The sequence below is a fragment of the Chitinophaga sp. ARDCPP14 genome (assembly GCF_051362515.1).
GTDB lineage: Bacteria > Bacteroidota > Bacteroidia > Chitinophagales > Chitinophagaceae > Chitinophaga.
In genome coordinates this window covers 419,403-436,741 of the sequence record NZ_JBKIXB010000007.1, presented here as the reverse complement: position 1 = coordinate 436,741, position 17,339 = coordinate 419,403, and the positions used below count along the sequence as shown (strand labels likewise).

Genomic DNA, 17,339 nt, shown 5'->3' with positions numbered 1-17,339 from the left:
AGTGGATTTTTTTAAAGATTTTTTTTCTAAAATACTTTGCCTAAAAAGACGAGCAGGTGTAACGGCTGTTTTTTCAATAGTCCGCGCATTAGCTGCAAGGCGCGTGTTTTCTGCGTTTTCACGGTATTAACGGATACCTGTAGCCGTGCTGCTATTTCATGATTACGCAGCCCTTCAAAGTAGCTGAGATAAATAACCTTCCTGCAGCCGGCGGGCAGTTGCTGTAATGCCTGTTGTACTTCGCCTGCCACTTCTGCTTCTATCAGCCGGAGCATCATGTGTTTTTCTTCCTGTTCGGGGAGTTGACGGTGCTGGTACCTGCGTATTACTTTTTCATGTTTGTAAATGTTCAGGCATTTATTTTTAACGGTGAGATAGAGGAATACTTTGATAGCCGATGTGTCGCTGAAACTTTCCAACCGTTGCCACAACGCTACAAATGCCTCCTGGACAAGATCTGCGGCTTCTTCTCCTGCCGGGAGCATGGATTTTGCAAAGAGTACCAGGCGCGCATTAAACAGTTCAAACAGCGCCGCAAAGCGCTTCTCTTTTTCCTGTTGCGTTGGTGCGGCGCTGTTGTTTTCGGTCATGTGGCAGGTACTTTCGCCGTGAAGTTACCAGATTGCAAAATAAAATACACGCAGATATTAACCTGTTTTACGAGAATATTAACTACTAATGATGCTAAATCTGTTTATTCCCGCTACCTTCACCGGAATGGGAATAATTCTGTTCCTATAAGCACGCCCCTTTTTGCAACAGGCCTTTGACACATTAATTAACAGCTTCATTGAAAGCAAAGTAGGTATCTCAGAAAATTTTTTAAGCAGTCAGCTTTCCAACGACTTAAAAGAAAACCTGTTTCATCTTCACTCCGAAAAAAATATGCTGGCCGCAGGTACCGGTAATCAGTCACTGGTGAACCAGGACAAATCCGTTCGCGGGGATGTTATTTACTGGCTCGACAGGCAACACAACAACGCGCATGAAAATGCCTTTTTTGATGTGATGGATGCCTTCGTAGCTTACCTGAACCAGTCGTGCTACACCGGCATTACCGGGTATGAGTTTCATTACACCTTGTATGAAACAGGTAGCTTTTATAAGAAACACCTGGATCAGTTCCGCAATAACGACAGCCGTCAATATTCCATGATCATTTACCTCAATACCGGCTGGTTGCCCGCCGATGGGGGGCAGCTATCTATTTACCATGCCAATGGCGATGCGCAGCAGGTAGATCCCAGCAGCGGCAAAACCGTTTTCTTTAAAAGCAGTGAACTGGAACATGAAGTGCAGCTCACCCATAAACCCAGGATGAGTATCACCGGCTGGCTGAAACGCTGAGGCCACTTTCTCCAAAACCATTCATTTTCTCCTGCATGGCCATGTCCTCCCGGTACTGCGTGTAAAGCTCATGCTGGTATCCAATCATGTTTATTCAAGTATACCCATAGTTTACTTACGCATAAGCCATAGCTAAGCCGTATCTAATAGATACGAGTTATCTAAGGCTTAAATACGGCTTATCTATGGCTTATCTCAAAATCGGGGTGGCAGCAACACTGCCTCGGACCTTATCCGGAGATAGGTTGCTCCTCCATTCTATCGTTACATAGTTAATATATATAATATTATTAAATATAAGAGTATAACTGGGAAGCAAAATTTTTCCTGGTCCTCCTATATTATCTTACAACATACTATAAATCAACTTACTTAATCAAGTAAAAAACAGCCTCAACAGTTATATTATAATAAATTATATGTACGTTTATTATCAGCACATCACACGATTTTTAATACTTTTTCTAAAAATTATATGAATTAAGTAAATTAATCTTCTACTTTTATACTTAAGTATACTGATCGATCAACCAAAAAAGTACTTAAGTACATTATCTAATTTTTAATTACTTATTTTATGAAATTGTCAGCCACATTTATCTTCATACTTGCCACTGCTCCATTTATTGCGAAAGCCGAAAACAACGATCCCCCTAAAAAGAAAAAGAGAGGCGGTTACTTAATTGAACTGCCCGCTTCTTTAAATACCAGCAACGACAGCGCAAAAGCTATCACCCTTTTCCAGGCTTCAGACCTCCCCTTTAAACCTTCTATCCAGGTAGGCGCCATTGTTCATATGTTCGCCTCCGGCGAGCAAACAGGCTTTGGCACCCCCAGTAACGATAAAACGGCGAAGGACTGGAACAAGGGCTTTTCCATTTACCGCGCCAGGGTACTCGTGGGCGGCCAGCTTACGAAAAAGGCCAGCTTCTTTATGGAAACGGAAATCCCTTCTCCCATCGGCATACAATCCAATGGCGAGAAGAATGTAAAGGTGTCGCCCATCATACTGGATGCACAACTGGAATATACTTTCACCAATGCCTTCCAGCTGGTGGCAGGGATGCAGCTGGTGTCCAACAACCGTAACGGCTTACAGGGCGCCGCCGGCTTAATGGCCAACGACTTCACCTACTTCCAGTACCCTTATAACCTGTTTGCCAACAGCCCGCTGCAGGGAAACTTTGGCCGCGATCTCGGGATCAACGCCCGCGGATTCCTTGCCAACGATAAACTGGAATACCGGCTGGGAGTTTTCACCGGCCGCAATGTAGATGGCGGCGCACCACTCCGTACCGTAGGCCGTGTTGCCTACAACTTCCTCGATGCGGAAAAGGACTATTACTATGCCGGCACCAAACTGGGCAATGGTAAAACACTCGCATGGGCCGCAGGATTCGATGCACAGGCCACCTACTACAACCTCAGCACGGATGTATTCTTTGACCACCCGCTGGGAAATGCAGGCTCCATTACAGTAAATGCAGCCTTCCAGTACATGACCGGCGGCACCAAACTGGATTCCAAATACTCCTTTGCTACCCTCATTCCTAAACAAACCGTTCAGTTCCTGGAACTCGGCTACTACTTCAAAAAAACAAAACTGCAACCCTGGATCCGGTACGAAAACCAGGATGTAAGCGCCGAAGCCGCACAAGCCGGCACCGTAAAACCCACCAACTTTGATAAGATGAACTCCAGCACTGTAATGGGGGGAGGACTAAACTACTTCTTCAATGGCACCGGGACTAACCTGCGCCTCTCCTATACTACCCGTACCTACAACGTGGCCACTGCTACCGCCGACGACTACACGAAAAAAACATTCGGACAACTCTGGCTGCAGGCTCAATTCTTCATTTTCTAAAGGACATACGCATTCATTCATCTTCTTTATAAAATAATACAACACATGAGAAACGCTTTCCTGAAACAACTACCCATCCTGCTCCTCGGCGCCACCGCACTCTTTTCATCCTGTAACAACAGCGCCGGAAAAGCCGGCAGCAGCGACTCTGCCACTTCCAAAGAAACGGTTAAAATAGGCGTGCTCCACTCACTCAGCGGCACCATGGCCATCTCTGAAGTATCTTTAAGAGATGCCGTGCAAATGGCAGTAGATGAAATCAACGCCAAAGGCGGCGTACTCGGCAAACAAATAGAACCGGTGATCGTAGACCCGGCATCCGACTGGGACCTGTTTGCAGAAAAAGCCAAAGAACTGCTGATCGATAAAAAAGTATCTGCCGTATTTGGCTGCTGGACTTCCGTATCCCGCAAATCCGTACTGCCGGTTTTTGAACAGAACAACGGCCTGCTCTTTTACCCGGTGCAATACGAAGGAGAAGAATGCTCCAACAGCGTGATCTACACCGGCGCCACCCCCAATCAACAGCTGATCCCAGCCGCGGAATACCTTATGAGTGAAAAAGGCGGCGGCTATAAAAAGTTCTACCTGCTCGGAACAGACTACGTATTTCCCCGCACTGCCAACAAAATCCTGAAAGCATACCTGCTCTCCAAAGGCATCCCGAAAGAAAATATCATTGAAGAATATACGCCGTTCCATCACCAGGATTACCAAACCATCATCTCTAAAGTAAAACGCTTTGCAGCAGATGGTAAAGCCTGTATCCTTTCTACTATCAACGGCGATTCCAATGTGCCTTTCTATAAAGAATTTGCCAACCAGGGCCTTTCTGCCGCTACCTGCCCCATCATGGCATTTTCTGTGGCAGAAGATGAACTCCGCTCTATGGACACAGAATTCCTGGTAGGACACCTCGCGGCATGGAACTACTTCCAGTCGAACGACCTGCCCGAAAACAAAAAGTTTGTAGCCGACTTCAAAGCCTTCTGCGCCAAAAAAGGATTACCCGGCGGCGATAAAAGAGTAACAGATGATCCTATCTGCTGGGCTTACACCGGTGTTTATCTCTGGGCAAAAGCCGCTGAAAAAGCAGGCTCCTTCGATGTATCAAAAGTGCGCAACGCACTGTACGGACTGGATTACCCTTCTCCCGACGGACTGGTTAAAATGGACCCGAGAAATCATCACCTGGCAAAGCCCGTTGTGATCGGCGAAATAAAACCCGACGGACAATTTGATATCATCTGGAAATCCGAAGGACTCGTGGATCCGCAGCCATGGTCGCCGTTAACGTCTCCTGATAAAGACTGCGACTGGGTGAACCACAACGGTACTTACGCTAAAAAATAAGCGGGTACTTTTTAAAAAGACAGGCTATTTCCAAATTATCAAATACGATGCGATGAAAATCTCCCTACGGATGCTGATGTGCTGCTTACTGCTGCTACCCCTGAAAGTAGCGGCACAGGACAGCGCCTCCATCTACACCGCACAGCTGCTGCAACCAACTAACGACTCCGTGCGAACGCAGGCTATTGGCAGACTGGCCGCCCTCCGGATACCGGCCACCTTTCCTTTGCTGATGGCGATCAATGATAAAAAGCTGTACCTGCTGGATCATAAGGCGGTAACGGTGGACAGCAAACCGACCGGAGAAGGAACCTACCGGCTTTACTCCCTTTATCCCGATAACAGACTCCTTACCAACAGCAGCGGGCAACCGCTGTTGTTACCATTGTCAGCCCTCCAAACGGTAGACATTCCCCGCGCCGACCGGCTGCAACTGGCAGGGATAGCCCCGCTGCTGAACCTGTTCAGCAACGATGCGCAAAAACGTATCCTCGCTTATACTCAGCTGAAAAACGCGGGCGACAGCGCCACACTCCCTATCCTGCAGGCCGCACTGGCAAAAGAAACCAATGCGGATGCGCGGCGCACCGGTAAAGATGTGTTGTACGCCGCCCGCTTATACAGCGCCGCCAGCACCGCTGCCGCCAAAGCGTATATTGACAGTATCGGCGACAACTGGAGCGACAATGCACCCGTGCTGCTGAGAAACTATGCAAAAGCCGGGTTCTTAAACCAGGAAACAGCCCACTATGCCGCAGCACAGGCCATCAGCCTGGAGAAACGCTACGACAGCCTGCAAAGGATACAGAACTTCTTTAGCGGGCTGAGTCTTGGCAGCATCCTTATACTGATTGCCCTGGGACTTTCTATCGTATACGGACTGGCAGGTATCATCAACATGGCGCATGGCGAGTTTATGATGATAGGCGCCTATACTACTTATTGCACGCAGGTATTTTTCACCCACACACTGGGCATTCCGCAAACAGATCTTTTCTTCCTCGCCGCCCTGCCCCTTTCTTTCATGGTAGCAGGCGCAATGGGGTGGATACTCGAACGGCTGGTCATACGCCACCTGTACGCCAAGCCGTTGGAAAGCCTGCTGGCTACCTGGGGCGTGAGCTTAATACTGATACAAACCGCCCGTTTGTTATTCGGCGATCTTACAGCGGTGAAAACGCCGCAACTGTTATCCGGTGGATGGCAGGTATCGCCACATCTTACCTTACCCTATAACCGCATTTTTATCATTGTACTCACCCTGTTGATGGTGGTGTTCACTTACCTGATGCTGTACCGCAGCAGGCTAGGATTACAGATCAGGGCCGTTACACAAAACCGGCAGATGAGCGCCTGCCTGGGCATAGAAACCAGGCGTGTGGCATCCATTACTTTCTTTATTGGCTCGGGGCTGGCCGGCCTCGCTGGTTGCGCCATTACGCTGATTGGCAACGTGGTGCCCGACATGGGACAAACTTATATTGTAGATTCTTTCCTGGTAGTAGTAACAGGCGGTGTGGGCAAACTCGCCGGCACTATCTTCTCCGGGCTGGGCATTGGCTTCTTCACCAAAATATCAGAATCCTTTTTCCAGGCGGTATACGGCAAAGTGTTTATCCTGGTGTTTATTATGCTGTTCATGCAGTATAAACCCAAAGGCTTATTTCCTGACAAAGGCCGCGTTGCGGAAGATTAAAAACCGGGCATATGAAAACGAAAAACAATCCACTGTATTATATATTGTTCATCGCAATTTTTGCGATCCTGTTGCCGGCGGGTTACCTGTCGGGGCTCCTCTCCGTGAATACCATTTCTGTATGGGGGCGGTATTTCTGCTTTGCCATAGCGGCACTGGGTATTGATCTCATCTGGGGGTATACCGGCATCCTTTCCATGTGCCAGGCTTTCTTCTTTTGTTTGGGCAGCTATGGCATTGCCATGCACCTGCTGCTGAAGAAAACAGTGGCGGCGGGCGCTGTATTGCCCGATTTTATGGCGTGGAATAAAATAGATACGTTACCGTTATTCTGGCAACCATTTCATTCGTTTGGCTGGTCGCTGGCGCTATGCCTGCTAATCCCTGCCCTCTTTGCTTTTGTAGTGGGCTTTGTGTTGTTCCGGAGCCGGATCAAAGGCGTGTACATGGCTATCATCACGCAGGCGCTTACGCTGGCGATGTGGCTCATCTTTTTACGGAATGAAACCAATCTTGGTGGTACCAACGGTCTTACCGATTTCAACACCCTTCTGGGTTATAACCTCTCTTCATCTTCCGTAAAACTTGCGCTGTACATGATCTCCTTTGCAGTATTGTGTGCCGCTTATTTTTTCTGCTACCGGATCACCAACTCCAAGTTCGGGAAAGTATTGCAGGCGATCCGCGACAGTGAATCGCGTATCAGCTACGCCGCCTACAAAGTGGTGGATTACAAGCTGGCGGTTTTCGTAGTGGCGGCACTGTTAGCCGCGGTAGGCGGTATGTTATACCTGCCGCAAACAGGCATCATCACACCCGGCCGTATGGATGTAAAAGCATCGGTGGAAATGGTGATGTGGGTAGCGCTCGGTGGCCGGGGCAACCTGAAAGGCGCAGTGCTGGGGGCCTTGCTGGTGAACTTCCTGTATAGCATCTGCACCAGTTTATTCCCGGATTCATGGCTGTTTATACTGGGCTTCCTGTTTGTGATCACGGTATTATATTTTGATAAAGGATTTATGGGCCTGCTGGAGACTATCAAACAAAAGATCTCCGCTGCCCGGTTTAAAACGCCTCAAACTACACACTGATATGCTACTCAACGTAAACAACCTGGCGGTATCATTTGGCGGTGTACATGCACTGAACCTGGATCATTTCAGTTTGCGCGATAAAGAACTACGTGTGATCATTGGTCCGAATGGAGCGGGCAAGTCCACCTTCCTCGATATCATCTGCGGAAAAACAAAAGCCGACAAAGGCGAAGTATTTTTCAATGGCAAATCCATCCTGGGGAAAACCGAAGTAAAGATCGCGGAATCCGGCATAGGCCGGAAATTCCAGAAGCCCTCCGTTTTCCCGGGATTAACGGTGCACGACAACCTGTTGCTGGCGGCCAAAATGAAGAAGGACATCTTTTCTTCCCTCTTCTTCAAATCCACACCGGCGCTGGCAGAGAGGATACACAGCGTAGCCGTGAAGCTGTCGCTCACCAACGTAATGTATAAACTGGCCGGCGATCTTTCGCACGGGCAAAAGCAATGGCTGGAAATTGCCATCGTGGTATTGCAGGACCCTACACTGATGCTGATAGACGAACCTGCTGCCGGCATGAGTGATGAAGAAACGGAGAAAACCGGTGCGTTGTTACTGGAGTTGTCCAAAGCGCACAGCATCATTGTGATTGAACATGATATGAAATTTGTAGAACAGATAGCCAACGAACTGGTGACGGTACTGGTTCGTGGCAAACGATTAATGGAAGGCACTTTTGCGGAAGTTAAGAATGACCAGCGGGTAATTGATTGCTATTTAGGCCGTACTAACGCTCAACTTGAAACATTATGATCAGCACACCGGTATTGACCATCAACAATATCTCTGCCGCTTACGGACAGAGCATCATTTTGCGCGGCACTACCCTTGCCGTAAAAAAAGGCGCCGTTACCACCGTGATGGGCCGCAATGGCGTAGGGAAAACCACGCTGCTCAAAACGATTATGGGACTGCTGCCCGCGCAGGAAGGCAGTATCGTTTTCAACAATGAAAACATTACAGCATTGCCGCCGCATAAAAAAGCAAAGGCCGGCATCGCTTACGTACCACAGGGCAGGGAAATTATCCCGAAACTATCGGTATACGAAAACCTGCTGCTGGGACTGGAAGCGCATCCCAACCGGAAAGCAAAGATCCCGGAAGAAGAGATCTATAGCCTGTTTCCCATCCTGAAAGATTTCCGTAAACGCGCGGGTGGTAACCTGAGCGGCGGGCAGCAGCAACAGCTGTCTATTGCCAGGGCACTGGTAAGCAACCCCTCCCTCCTGTTGCTCGATGAGCCTACAGAAGGGATACAGCCTTCCATTGCGCAGGAAATTGGCAGTATCCTGCAACAGCTGGTACAGCAAAAGGGACTGTCGGTATTACTGGTGGAGCAGAAAATAGATTTCGCCAACCAGGTAACGGATCATTACTATTTCATGGACCGTGGCCGGATGGTGCTGGATGGCACCGCGGAAGAGCTGAAGCACTCGGAACTGGAAAAACATATTGCGGTGTGATGCCACCGGGCGCGGGTTTTATTTATCTTTAACATTATGCATCCTGTATCCGAAGACAGAAGTATTTTTAAGATCTTCACCATCCTCTACGCGGTGGCGCTCACTACTATTGCGTTGTTATCTGTATTCAGCCAGATAAAGATCCAGCAGGCGCTGAACCACCAGATGAATGATTCGCATGTAATCAACTTTGCAGGAAAGCTGCGAACGTACAGTCAAACGCTGAGTAAACTGGCGCTGCTACTGGAATCCGGCAGGGATATAGATGATAACCGGAAAGAATTTATCAATACGCTGAAGCAGTGGCAGAAATCGCACGAAGGCTTACAGGCCGGCAGTAACTTTCTCAACTTACCGGCAAACGACCAGGATGAGCTGAAGCAGATGTTCGAGATTATCCGCAATCCCCACCAGGAAATATGGGATGCCGCCAGTAAAATGATTACGGTACTGTACAGCGACAGTGCCTTTAAACCGGAGCGCATCCGGCCGTATGTGCAAACGATACTGGCCTATGAAAAGTCGTACCTGCTGGGTATGGAGCTGATTGTATTCGACTACGACCGATTTTCTAAAGAACGCATCCGCAACCTGAAGGAAATTGAATACATCGTGCTGGGACTGGTGCTGTTTACGCTGATGCTGGAAGCAGGGGTGATCTTCTACCCGTTATCTACCCGCATCCGGAAAATTATCCGCGGGCTGGTAGATGCCGAAGAGCGCGCACGCAAGTTAACAGAGCAGGTGCAACTGGCCAACCAGGAGAAATTGCTGCGACAGGAAACGGAGCAGCGCATACGGTCGTATTCCATTATCAACGGGCAGGAAAAAGAGCGTAAGCGGGTGGCCGCTGAAATACATGATGGCATCGGGCAAATGCTCACCAGCCTGCGTATGAAGCTGGAACAGATAGAAGACCGGAGTATGCAGCACGATCCTGAAATTGCCATGGTGAATACCATGATGTACAGCATTATCAATGAAACCAAACGGATTTGCGCCGACCTGTTACCCAGTGTGCTGGAAGATTTCGGCTTGCGGGCCGCCATTGATGAACTGATTAAACTTTGCCGGCAAACAGCCCCTGGTATAGACTTCCAGCTGGAAGACACCTTAGCGGCGGCGCCGCTGCCAAAGGAAGTAAAGACAGGCGTTTACCGTATCTTGCAGGAGGCATTGAACAATGCCATCAAACATGCTGATGCAGATACCATTGAAATAGATATTGACGGTACGGCCAATTTCCTGCAGCTGACGGTGAGGGATAACGGCAACGGTTTTCATTTCGACAGCCAGCAGCTTTACTCTTCCGAACAGGCCAAAAAGGTGAATGGCATCCGTAATATGAAAGAGCGGGCGGAATTGCTGGGCGGAACGCTTCAAATCAATTCAACACCCAACACCGGAACAATTGTACAGTTGGCAATAACTTTTTAGCAATGAAAAAAATAGGCGTTTTTTTAGTAGATGATCATGAAATATTCCGGAACGGTCTTAAACAGCTCATCAACAGTGAAGCCGACATGGAAGTGACGGGAGAAGCCAGCAGCGGCGAAGATGCACTGCAACGGTTAGCCGTTATCCAACCGGATGTTATTATCATGGATATCCGCATGCCGGGTATGAACGGACTGGAAACCAGTACCCGCCTGCTGGAAAAAAATCCCCGTGGCAGGATCCTTTTCTTTAGCCTTTTTGATGAACCCGACTACGTAGCAGCAGCCCTTGAAATGGGCGCCAGCGGCTATATTTTGAAAGATACGAGTAATAAGATATTCCTCAGCGCGATCCGCACCATCCACCGGGGGAAATATTATTTTATCGGGGAAGTCAGTGATGTTCTCGTAAAAAAATATCTTGATGCCAGGCAAACGCCCGGCAACAGCGGCACGCAGGAGATCTCCCTTTCCCGCCGCGAGGAACAGATCATGCGGATGATCAGCCAGGGACTCAATAATAAAGACATTGCTGAATCGCTGAACATCAGCATCCGCACCATTGAAGCGCACCGGATGAACATCCTGCGCAAGTTCCAGGTAAACAGTATTGAAGAAGCCGTGGAGTACTGTAAAATAAACGGCTTACTGAAAGAGGAATAAGGGAATCGCGGGATGCGATCCCCTCCTGTTATTATTTTTTCCAGCTATTATCTTTTGCATTGGCATCCATGAACAGGTTGCCTTCCAGCCGCACAGCAGTTACTTCTTTCTTCACCGCCAGATCCAGCACAGTAGCTTTGGTATTGGCTTTCCACACAGCGGGTGTTTGATGCCAGGTAGCCGTACTGCCGTCGGCAAAAGTAGCTATCACGTCAAACGGGATAGCGAAACCACCCGTATTATCTATCTTCACTTTTATACTTTTCTTCTCTTGTTTTACATCTGATAGAGTAAGATCGATGTAGTTATAACTGAAGAACCAGTTATTCCAGAACCAGTCGAGGTTTTCACCGGCCGCCGTATTGAAGGAATAAAAGTAATCCCAGGGGATGGGATGTTTGCCATGCCAGTTGTCCATATAAGCATGCAGGCATTTTTTAAACCGCTCATCGCCCAGCAGGTCTTTTACCGCGAGGTAGGACAAGGATGCTTTGCCATAGGAGTTGTTGCTGTAGCCCATTCCGCTTACCTGGTTGGACATGGAAATAATCGGCTGGTCTTCTTCCGTGGACGGGTCAAAGATATACTTGGTGACCCTGAATTTTTTGTAGAAGTTATCGGCTACCTCCTTCCCTTTTTCCGCAATGCCAATAAGGTATTCAAAAGTGGTGGCCCAGCCTTCATCCATAAAGGCGTAGCGGCTTTCGTTGATGCCGATATAAAAAGGAAAATAGGTATGCGCTATTTCATGGTCCTGCACTAATTGCGCAAAGCTGAGGTCGTGCCCGGCCGAACCATCATTTACCATCATGGGGTATTCCATATCTGCAAAGCCTTGTACGGCTGTCATTACCGAAAACGGATACGGTACGCCCGGCCATTGGTGCGAGAACCAGCCCAGTGCATTTTGCGAAAACGCTACCGAGTGATGGAAGTCTGTGGCAGTATCGTTATAGGCTGCCTGTACGCTGGCGCGGCGCATGGTGCTGCTGTCCACGATTACGCTGGCAGCGTCCCATACATAATGGTTGCTTGCCGCAAAGGTAACGTCTGCGATGTGGTTGGCTTTAAACTTCCAGGTGTTCGTGTTGTGCTGGCGGGTAACCACTTTCCGCTGCATTTCATCGAGGGTAGCAATGTGCATTACGTTATCAGCGGTATAAGATTGCTGAAGGCGCTTTGCAAACCCGGGCTGCAGCACTTCTGAAGCATTTTGCAGGTCGCCGGTACCCCACACCACGAAGTTCTTTGGTACAGTTACCGATACGTTGTAGTCGTTGAAGTCGCTGTAAAACTCTACCCGGTCGGTATGATCCAGTCCGTCCCAGCCGTTGTAATCGTCGTATACACATACGCGGGGATATGCGTAGGCCATGAAAACCGAGGTACTATCCAACATGCCTTCCCGGCCGCTTTGCACGGAGAGGTCGTAGTGCCAGGCGATTTGCAGCTGTAGGCTGTCTTTCGGCTGCAATGGCGTTGGCAATACTACATACGAGAGCGTGCCTACATCATTATTAACTTTTAGCTTCACGCCATTCACCAGCAATGTATCGATGGTGATGCCATCCGTTAAAAAGTTTTTGCTCACATACCCGGAGCGGGGGGCCTGGTATTTATGCAGGTTAACGATGAGGCGGAGTACTATGTTTTTTAATGCATTGGGGCTGTTGTTCACATAGCTGATGGTTTCGCTGCCGGTTACTTTACGGTCGGGCGGGTTTACTGCCAGCCGGATATCGTACACGCCTTTGTTCTGCCAGTAATACTTGCCGGGTGCGCCGCTTTTGTCCCGGGTTCCGTTCACATATGCCTGTTTAATATTGCGGGGCATATACAATTCCTGTGCTGATGCGATGGTGTTTACTCCCATCAGCAACAGCAGGCTATAGATAATTCTGTTCATACGCATCTGCCAATTTGAAAACGCTAAAATTAGGGAAAGATAAGGAGAAAGGTTGTTTTCAAAACCGGCCGCCGCCTGTATTGAAAACGGACACATTAGAATATCTGCAAAAGTATAAATTTGTTATTTATAAAAGAATCCGGTTCCGGCATTATTTTTCCGGCACCCATTAAAAATAGCGGCTGCATGCAATTGTTTAAATTTACCTTCCGTCATCTTATAAAAAATAAAAGTTACACTGCCATCAATATTATTGGTTTGGCTACCGGTATGGCAGTTACGCTGCTGATAGGGTTATGGATATGGGATGAAGTGTCATTTAATCACTGGCATGATCATCATAACCGGCTGGCACAGGTAATGGATGTACAAACCATCAACGGTGAAACCACTACCGGTGAAGCTATTGCCATTCCACTCGCAGATGAACTCCGGAATAATTATGCAGGCGATTTCAAGCGGGTGGCTATTGTTTATCCCAACTTCACCCATACGATTGCCGTGGGTGATAAAAAGTTATCGCAATCGGGAGTGTGGGCAGGCCCGGATTTGCCTGAGATGCTCACGCTCAAAATGATTCAGGGCAAAAGGGATGCGTTGAAAACGCCCGCCGCAGTGTTGATTAACCAGTCGCTGGCCACTTCCCTGTTTGGCAGTTCCGATCCTATGGGGAAGGCGATCCGCATGGATAACCGCACTGATCTGCAGGTGGCGGGTGTGTATGAAGATCTCCCGCAAAGCACGGCTTTTTATGGCACACAGCTGTTCCTTCCGTGGGACCGGGCCGTGACTACCATTCCGTGGCTGAAAGAGGAAGTATCCAAATGGGATACCCATTACTGGAAATTATACGTGGAGCTGAATGAGGGCATTGACATGGATAAGGCCAGTGCAAAGATCCGCGGCGTTGTGCAACAGCATGTAAAGGCGGGCAAGGAAACGCTGTTGCTGCATCCGATGAACAAATGGCATTTATATAACGAGTTTAAGAACGGGCAGGTAAGCGGCGGGCGTATCCGCCTGGTGTGGTTGTTTGGTGTTATAGGTGCATTGGTGTTGCTGCTGGCCTGTATCAATTTCATGAACCTGTCTACCGCCAGGAGTGCCAAACGTGCCAAAGAAACAGGTATCCGCAAAGCCATCGGCGCTTCGCGGGGACGTCTTGTCCGGCAGTTCCTCGCCGAATCGCTGCTGCTCTCCTTTTTATCCTTTATAGTGGCGGTGGGCATGGTGTGGCTTTTATTGCCGCTGTTTAACCGGATCACTGAAAAACAGATCACGATCCCATTTGACGCGCCGGTGCTATGGTTGGCAGGAACAGGGTTTGCCGTGTTTACCGGCCTGCTGGCCGGCAGTTATCCTGCTTTTTATTTATCCTCTTTTCAGCCGGTAAAAATATTAAAAGGAGGTTTTACTACGGGCCGTTTTTCATTGCTCCCCCGCAACGCCCTGATGGTAGTACAGTTCAGCGTATCCATTGCCCTGATCATAGGTACTGTAATTGTGTACCAGCAAATTCAATATGCCAAAAGCCGTCCGGTGGGCTACAGCCGGGAGGGATTGATTAACCTCACGATGAACACCCCTGAAATGTTTGGTGCGCCTTACAATGAATTGAGGGCTGCTTTACTGGAAAGCGGTGCGGTGGCGGATATGGCGAAGGCGTCGCATCCTACCACGGAGAATCCCGGCAATAGTGACGACCTGAGTTGGGAAGGTAAAGTACCCGGTATTGCAGCGCCTTTGGGCTTTGTAACGGTATCGCATGATTACGGCCATACTATTGGCTGGCAAATAAAAGAGGGCCGCGATTTTTCCAGGAGCTTCCCTACGGATACGGGCGCACTGATCTTAAATGAAGCGGCGGTGAAGCTAACGGGATTTAAACATCCTATCGGGCAAATTATACAGGCGGGTGGTGAGCCGCACATGATCATTGGCGTGGTGAAAGACATGGTAATGGAATCGCCATATGCACCGGTGCAGCCGGTGGTTTTTTGCCTGGAATACGGCGTATATAATGCGTTAACTGTTCGCGTGAACCCTGCAATGCCTATGCGGACGGCATTAACCGGGATTGCCGGCGTATTTAAAAAGTTTAACCCCGAGGGACCCTTTGATTTTACTTTTACAGATGAGGTTTATGCGAAGAAGTTTTCCGATGAAGAGCGCATTGCGCGGCTGACCACTGTATTTGCCGTGCTTGCGATTTTTATTTCCTGCCTGGGTATACTTGGACTGGCTGCTTTCATGGCAGAACAACGCACCAAAGAAATCGGGATACGCAAAGTGATGGGCGCTACGGTGTCTGGTATTTTGTTGCTGCTGTCGAAAGATTTTGTGAAGCCGGTGATCATTGCTTTACTGGTGGCTACTCCCCTTACCTGGTATTTTATGCAGATGTGGCTGAATCACTATGCATATCATACACCCGTATCGATCTGGCTTTTTATAGCCATTGGCGCCGGTACAATCGTCATTACACTGCTAACGGTCAGTTACCAGTCGGCCAAAGCAGCGCTGATGAATCCTGTAAAAAGTTTGCGGACGGAATAATGCTTAATTCATCTCCACGCCGCCGCGGGAGTACTTTCTACGGTATTCCTGCGGGGTTAAACCGGTGTACCGTTTAAATATCTGCCGGAATGCTTTCTGGTCGTTGTACCCGGCATTGTACATCAGTGTGCTGATATTGATGGCATTTTTCTCCAGTTCTTTTTTGGCGGATTCTATTTTTACGCGTTGCAGGTATTCCATGGGCGTATTGTGTGTGGCGAGTTTAAAGCGTCGAACAAAATTACGTTTACTCATATTAGCCTGGCTGGCGATCTGTTCCACAGAGATCTGCTGATCGTAGTTTTGTTCGATGTAGGCCTGCGCTTTGAGGATGTCTTCATCTTCATGACGGCGTTGTCCCTGGAACACGGCGAAATGGGCCTGGTTAAAGCGGTCCATATCTATCGAAAACATTTTACTCACCCAAATACTTGTGTCGCGGCCACTGAATTTTTCTATCAGGTACAATACCAGGTTCAATGAAATAAAGGCGCCGCCGCTGGTATAAACGCCATCGTCGTCGGTCATTACCTTATCCGGCAGGATATGGATATCCGGGTAGCGCCTGCGCATATCGTCGAGTGCCGCCCAGTGGGAAGTACAGGATTTGCCGGTGAGCAGTCCTGCTTCGGCCAGGAAATAGCTTCCAAAGCACAGGCTGGCTACCTCTGTGCCACTGGCATGCATGTTACGGATCCAGTTCACCAACGCCTTATTCTTCTCCAGCACCGTATCCGGCGGGCCTTCAAAGGCCGGCGCCAGGATAAGGTCCGTATGTTGTACTTCATCGATGGTTTTATAGCAGATAAACTGCGCAGGGCTGTGCAATTGGATATTCTTCATCTTTTCGCTGACCAGCTCCAGTTTAAAGGCAGGTTCCTTTCCGGCTCCAACCAGAAAGCGGTTAGCGCCCAGCAGGATATCTATCACGCTGGATACGGAAGATAAAATGGCATCTTCATAAATAAGCAAAGAAACAGTCTTCATGGCAGTTTGTGTCTGTTACAACACGAATTTACTACTTTCCGGTGGCACAATCACCCCCTAAATAAGTCGCATTCACCCATCTACATTTACATATTAACTCCGGAGATTTGTAAGACATTAAAATCACAAAATCATGAGTACTCCTGTAACGACTGGTTTTAAAGATAGTGCTGTTAAACCCGGTCCCCCGCACAAAGTTGTATCCTCCGAAGAGTGGCTGGAAGCCAGGAAGAAGTTTTTGCAAAAAGAAAAGGAATATACCCGTTTGCGGGATGAGCTTAGCCGTGAGCGCATGGCATTACCATGGGAAAAGGTAGAGAAGAACTATGTATTTGATGGTCCGGAGGGTAAGGTCACCCTTTCTGACCTTTTTGAAGGCCGCAGCCAGCTGATCATCCAGCATTTTATGTTTGGTCCCCATGAAAAAGAAGGTTGTGTGGGTTGCTCATTTGCAGCAGATTCCATTAACGGCGTATTGCCTCACCTGGAGCATCATGATGTGTCCGTTGTAGTGATATCACGCGCACCGTTGCCTGCGCTGGAGGCTTTCCGTAAGCGTATGGACTGGCACTTCAAATGGGTATCTTCTGAAAGCAGTGATTTCAACTACGACTATCACGTGTCTTTCCGTAAAGAGGACCTGGAAAGCGGTAAGGTGTATTACAACTACGATATCGTGGAAGGATTGCCGCATCATTTGGAAGACCTCCAGGGCATCAGCGTTTTTTATAAAGATGAAGCAGGCGATATTTATCACACCTATTCCACGTATGGCCGTGGTGGCGAATTACAGCTCGCTACTTACAACTACCTGGATATAGCGCCGCTGGGACGTAATGAAATCAACGAACGTGGCGATTTAACATCGTGGGTACGGCACCACGACAAATACGAAGAGAAAGGACATGTAGATAATACCGGCAGGTATCACAAAGAGAAAACGCCGGGTTCCTGTTGTTCAGAAGACTAA

At 48.5% G+C, this 17,339-nt stretch carries 14 protein-coding genes; 11 read left to right on the top strand and 3 right to left on the bottom strand.

The window, feature by feature from the left end; translation table 11 throughout:
• Positions 1 to 26: 26 nt before the first annotated feature.
• Positions 27 to 590, bottom strand: coding sequence for an RNA polymerase sigma-70 factor (locus tag ACLHR0_RS21185; RefSeq protein WP_429049963.1), 564 nt, complete (start codon positions 588 to 590; stop codon positions 27 to 29).
• A 163-nt stretch (positions 591 to 753) separates the two neighbouring features.
• Between ACLHR0_RS21185 and ACLHR0_RS21180 the strand changes: the two genes are divergently transcribed.
• The 9 genes from ACLHR0_RS21180 (at position 754) to ACLHR0_RS21140 (ending at position 10,920) form a co-directional block, all read left to right on the top strand.
• The gene (locus ACLHR0_RS21180; RefSeq protein ID WP_429049965.1) at positions 754 to 1,347 is read left to right on the top strand and encodes a 2OG-Fe(II) oxygenase; all 594 of its coding nucleotides are present in this window, start codon (positions 754 to 756) and stop codon (positions 1,345 to 1,347) included.
• Positions 1,348 to 1,924: 577 nt separating this feature from the next.
• Positions 1,925 to 3,214, top strand: coding sequence for a hypothetical protein (locus ACLHR0_RS21175; protein WP_436489287.1), 1,290 nt, complete (start codon positions 1,925 to 1,927; stop codon positions 3,212 to 3,214).
• A gap of 45 nt (positions 3,215 to 3,259) precedes the next feature.
• Positions 3,260 to 4,567, top strand: coding sequence for an urea ABC transporter substrate-binding protein (gene urtA, locus ACLHR0_RS21170; protein WP_370907629.1), 1,308 nt, complete (start codon positions 3,260 to 3,262; stop codon positions 4,565 to 4,567).
• Between the two features lie 52 nt (positions 4,568 to 4,619).
• On the top strand, positions 4,620 to 6,263 hold the full coding sequence (urtB, locus tag ACLHR0_RS21165; protein ID WP_436489284.1) for an urea ABC transporter permease subunit UrtB: 1,644 nt from the start codon (positions 4,620 to 4,622) through the stop codon (positions 6,261 to 6,263).
• A gap of 11 nt (positions 6,264 to 6,274) precedes the next feature.
• Positions 6,275 to 7,354 (top strand): urea ABC transporter permease subunit UrtC, encoded by a 1,080-nt coding sequence (gene urtC / locus ACLHR0_RS21160; RefSeq protein WP_429063506.1) that lies wholly within the window; start codon positions 6,275 to 6,277, stop codon positions 7,352 to 7,354.
• Between the two features lies 1 nt (position 7,355).
• Entirely contained in the window at positions 7,356 to 8,111 is a 756-nt protein-coding gene (gene urtD / locus ACLHR0_RS21155) for an urea ABC transporter ATP-binding protein UrtD (protein WP_429049976.1), read from the top strand.
• Positions 8,108 to 8,821 (top strand): urea ABC transporter ATP-binding subunit UrtE, encoded by a 714-nt coding sequence (urtE, locus tag ACLHR0_RS21150; protein WP_436489282.1) that lies wholly within the window; start codon positions 8,108 to 8,110, stop codon positions 8,819 to 8,821. Before urtD ends, urtE begins: the two co-directional genes overlap by 4 nt.
• 36 nt (positions 8,822 to 8,857) lie before the next feature.
• Positions 8,858 to 10,258 carry an ATP-binding protein gene (locus ACLHR0_RS21145; protein WP_370907634.1) on the top strand — a complete coding sequence of 467 codons (1,401 nt, stop codon included), beginning with the start codon at positions 8,858 to 8,860 and terminating at the stop codon, positions 10,256 to 10,258.
• Positions 10,259 to 10,260: 2 nt separating this feature from the next.
• Positions 10,261 to 10,920 (top strand): response regulator, encoded by a 660-nt coding sequence (locus ACLHR0_RS21140; RefSeq protein ID WP_429049982.1) that lies wholly within the window; start codon positions 10,261 to 10,263, stop codon positions 10,918 to 10,920.
• Between the two features lie 31 nt (positions 10,921 to 10,951).
• On the opposite strand, the gene ACLHR0_RS21135 is transcribed toward ACLHR0_RS21140, so the two are convergent.
• Positions 10,952 to 12,826 carry a M1 family metallopeptidase gene (locus ACLHR0_RS21135; protein WP_436489280.1) on the bottom strand — a complete coding sequence of 625 codons (1,875 nt, stop codon included), beginning with the start codon at positions 12,824 to 12,826 and terminating at the stop codon, positions 10,952 to 10,954.
• Between the two features lie 186 nt (positions 12,827 to 13,012).
• Here ACLHR0_RS21135 and ACLHR0_RS21130 point away from each other — a divergent pair, with 186 nt between their 5' ends.
• Positions 13,013 to 15,382 carry an ABC transporter permease gene (locus tag ACLHR0_RS21130; protein WP_436489278.1) on the top strand — a complete coding sequence of 790 codons (2,370 nt, stop codon included), beginning with the start codon at positions 13,013 to 13,015 and terminating at the stop codon, positions 15,380 to 15,382.
• 3 nt (positions 15,383 to 15,385) lie between these two features.
• Here the strand turns inward: ACLHR0_RS21130 and ACLHR0_RS21125 are convergent, their stop codons facing one another.
• Complete coding sequence (locus ACLHR0_RS21125; RefSeq protein WP_429049988.1) at positions 15,386 to 16,369, bottom strand: GlxA family transcriptional regulator; 984 nt, start codon at positions 16,367 to 16,369, stop codon at positions 15,386 to 15,388.
• Positions 16,370 to 16,502: 133 nt separating this feature from the next.
• Here ACLHR0_RS21125 and ACLHR0_RS21120 point away from each other — a divergent pair, with 133 nt between their 5' ends.
• A complete protein-coding gene (locus ACLHR0_RS21120) occupies positions 16,503 to 17,339 on the top strand; it encodes a DUF899 domain-containing protein (RefSeq protein WP_429049989.1) in 837 nt (278 codons plus the stop codon).